This window comes from uncultured Pontibacter sp. (assembly GCF_947502515.1).
Classification (GTDB): Bacteria; Bacteroidota; Bacteroidia; order Cytophagales; family Hymenobacteraceae; genus Pontibacter.
In genome coordinates, this window is record NZ_CANNAI010000014.1 from 2,501 (window position 1) to 5,970 (window position 3,470).

Annotated in this window: 1 tRNA gene and 2 rRNA genes (1 of these 3 cut by a window edge); all 3 read left to right on the forward strand. The window is 55.9% G+C overall.

What is annotated here, in order from left to right:
• Positions 1-59 (forward strand) — tRNA-Ala (locus Q1A54_RS20240); it begins 15 nt to the left of the window's first position.
• A gap of 222 nt (positions 60-281) precedes the next feature.
• Positions 282-3,174 (forward strand): 23S ribosomal RNA (locus tag Q1A54_RS20245).
• 132 nt (positions 3,175-3,306) lie between these two features.
• Positions 3,307-3,418, forward strand: a 5S ribosomal RNA gene (gene rrf, locus Q1A54_RS20250).
• The last annotated feature ends 52 nt before the right edge of the window (positions 3,419-3,470 follow it).

Consider the following 3,470-nt stretch of genomic DNA (forward strand, 5'->3'; position numbering starts at 1 on the left):
CTGGCTAGAGCGCCTGCTTTGCACGCAGGAGGTCAACGGTTCGACTCCGTTATTCTCCACTTAGCTTAACACAACACGGCGGAAACAGCAGGTTTTCGCCTCTAACTTAAAGCGCGATTGCCGCGGCTCCGTTTACCGACGGGGCGGGCAGACAAGACTTTGAGAGAAGTTCTTTGACATGATGGGAGAGAGAAAAACAAAGACATTATAAGGTAAGACTGCCTGGAAGTAATTCTAGTGCAGCCCAAGAAGCGGGCCGGCGTTGAGTAATCAACACCGGCGAGAACGCAGAGAAGGGCGCATGGGGGATGCCTAGGCTCTCAGAGGCGATGAAGGACGCGACAAGCTGCGAAAAGCCGCGGGGATCGGCACATACGATGTGATCCGCGGATGTCCGAATGGGGCAACCCACTTGGTTGAAGACCAAGTACCCGAAAGGGGGCGAACCCGGGGAACTGAAACATCTAAGTACCCGGAGGAAGAGAAAATAACAATGATTCCGCAAGTAGTGGCGAGCGAACGCGGAAGAGCCCAAACCGATCCTGTCACGGCAGGGCCGGGGTTGTAGGACCACGCCGTGGGACCAAGTATTGAAGCGTAACAGCCTGGGAAGGCTGGCCGGAGAAGGTGACAGCCCTTTGCGCGTAAGCTGCTTGGCCCTAGTGGTATCCTGAGTAGGGCGGGACCGGAGAAATCCCGCCTGAATCCAGCGGCACCATCCGCTAAGGCTAAATACTCCTGAGAGACCGATAGTGAACCAGTACCGTGAGGGAAAGGTGAAAAGTACCCTGAATAAGGGGGTGAAACAGATCCTGAAACCATGCGCCTACAAGCGGTCGGAGCCCATTCGTTGGGTGACGGCGTGCCTTTTGCATAATGAGCCTACGAGTTACTCCTCTCTGGCAAGGTTAAGCCTCTTGAGGGGCGGAGCCGCAGCGAAAGCGAGTCTGAACAGGGCGCACAGTCAGAGGGGGTAGACGCGAAACTTTGTGATCTACCCATGGGCAGGATGAAGGTTGGGTAAAACCAACTGGAGGTCCGAACCAGTTTACGTTGAAAAGTATTTGGATGACCTGTGGGTAGGGGTGAAAGGCCAATCAAACTGAGAAATAGCTCGTACTCCCCGAAATGCCTTTAGGGGCAGCGTCGCGGTCGAGTCATATGGAGGTAGAGCTACCGATAGGACTAGGGGGAGTCAAATCCTACCGAATCCTGACGAACTCCGAATGCCATTTGATATACGCGGCAGTGAGGCGCGGGGTGCTAAGGTCCCGCGCCGAGAGGGAAAGAACCCAGACCGCCAGCTAAGGTCCCTAAATTCGCGCTAAGTTGAACAAAGGGGGTCCAGTTGCCTAGACAGCCAGGATGTTGGCTTGGAAGCAGCCACTCATTTAAAGAGTGCGTAACAGCTCACTGGTCGAGCGACAGGGCATCGATAATAATCGGGCATCAAGCGTGGTACCGAAGCTGCGGATTGTATTATATACACTGGTAGGGGAGCATTCCAGGGGCGACGAAGGTATTCCGGCAAGGAGTGCTGGAGCGCCTGGAAAAGCAAATGTAGGCATAAGTAACGATAATGCGGGCGAGAAACCCGCACACCGAAAGACCCAGGTTTCCTGATCAACGCTAATCGGATCAGGGTTAGTCGGGACCTAAGGCCGAGGCGAAAGCGCAGGTCGATGGACAGCTGGTTAATATTCCAGCACCGGCTATGCATAGCGATGCGGTGACGGAGAAGTGAAAGGACCGCGCACTGACGGAATAGTGCGTTGAAGGCCGTAGGTATTGGTTGGGTAGTGAAGTACGCCCGACTAGCTGAAAGCCGATAGTACCCCAAGGCCTCGGCCGCGGGGATAGCGTCCCTAAGCAGGCTCCCTAGAAAACCCGCTAAGCGTTTAAATGCATGGCCGCCCGTACCGCAAACCGACACAGGTGGTCGAGGAGAGAATCCTAAGGTGCTCGAGTGAATCACGGCCAAGGAACTCGGCAAAATGGCCCTGTAACTTCGGGAGAAGGGGCGCTTCCTTGCAGCAATGCAAGAAGCCGCAGTGAAAAGGCCCAGGCGACTGTTTAACAAAAACACATGGCTTTGCAAAATCGAGAGATGACGTATAAGGCCTGACACCTGCCCGGTGCCGGAAGGTTAAGAGGGGGGGTTAGCCGCAAGGCGAAGCTCTGAATCGAAGCCCCGGTAAACGGCGGCCGTAACTATAACGGTCCTAAGGTAGCGAAATTCCTTGTCGGGTAAGTTCCGACCTGCACGAATGGTGTAACGATCTGGGCGCTGTCTCAGCCGTGAGCTCGGTGAAATTGTAGTCTCGGTGAAGATGCCGAGTACCCGCAACGGGACGGAAAGACCCCATGAACCTTTACTATAGCTTAGCATTGACGCTGGGTAACTCATGTGTAGGATAGGCCGGAGAATGTGAAGCGGCGTCGCCAGGCGTCGTGGATTCTTCCTTGAAATACGGCCCTTGAGTTGCTTGGCGCCTAACCCGTCACAGACGGGGACCGTGCTTGGTGGGTAGTTTGACTGGGGTGGTCGCCTCCAAAACAATAACGGAGGCTTTCAAAGGTTCCCTCAGCACGCTTGGTAACCGTGCGCAGAGCGCAATAGCAGAAGGGAGCTTGACTGTGAGGCCCACAAGCCGAGCAGGGCCGAAAGGCGGATATAGTGATCCGGTGGTTCCGCATGGAAGGGCCATCGCTCAAAGGATAAAAGGTACTCTGGGGATAACAGGCTGATCTCCCCCAAGAGCTCATATCGACGGGGAGGTTTGGCACCTCGATGTCGGCTCGTCACGTCCTGGGGCTGGAGAAGGTCCCAAGGGTTCGGCTGTTCGCCGATTAAAGTGGCACGCGAGCTGGGTTCAGAACGTCGTGAGACAGTTCGGTCCCTATCTGTTGTGGGCGTCGGAGATTTGAGGGGTTCTGTCCTTAGTACGAGAGGACCGGGATGGACGAGCCTCTGGTGGACCTGTTGTGGCGCCAGCCGCAGCGCAGGGTAGCTACGCTCGGACGGGATAAGCGCTGAAAGCATCTAAGTGCGAAACCCGCCCCAAGATGAGATCTCCCTTAAGGGCCGTCAGAGACGATGACGTTGATAGGCCGCAGGTGTAAAGGCAGAAATGTCAAAGCCGAGCGGTACTAATTGCCCGAGCGCGTTCCCAAAGCACGCACAGTGCGACCGGCCTAGCCGGCCCGCCCCTTGGCCCTACAAGCGTCCAAGCTTTTTTCTCTCCCAACTAGTCAAAACAGAACTTTTACATAGCCATCACGCTCGCATAACAGCCGAGCAAAGACAATGGCGGCTATGGCGCCGGTGAGCACCTCTTCCCATCCCGAACAGAGAAGTTAAGCCCGGCTGCGCCGATGGTACTGGGGTCACACCCGGGAGAGTAGGTGGCCGCCAACCCCAACAACAGACAGCCCCTGATTCCAACCGGAGTCAGGGGCTGTCCCCGTTT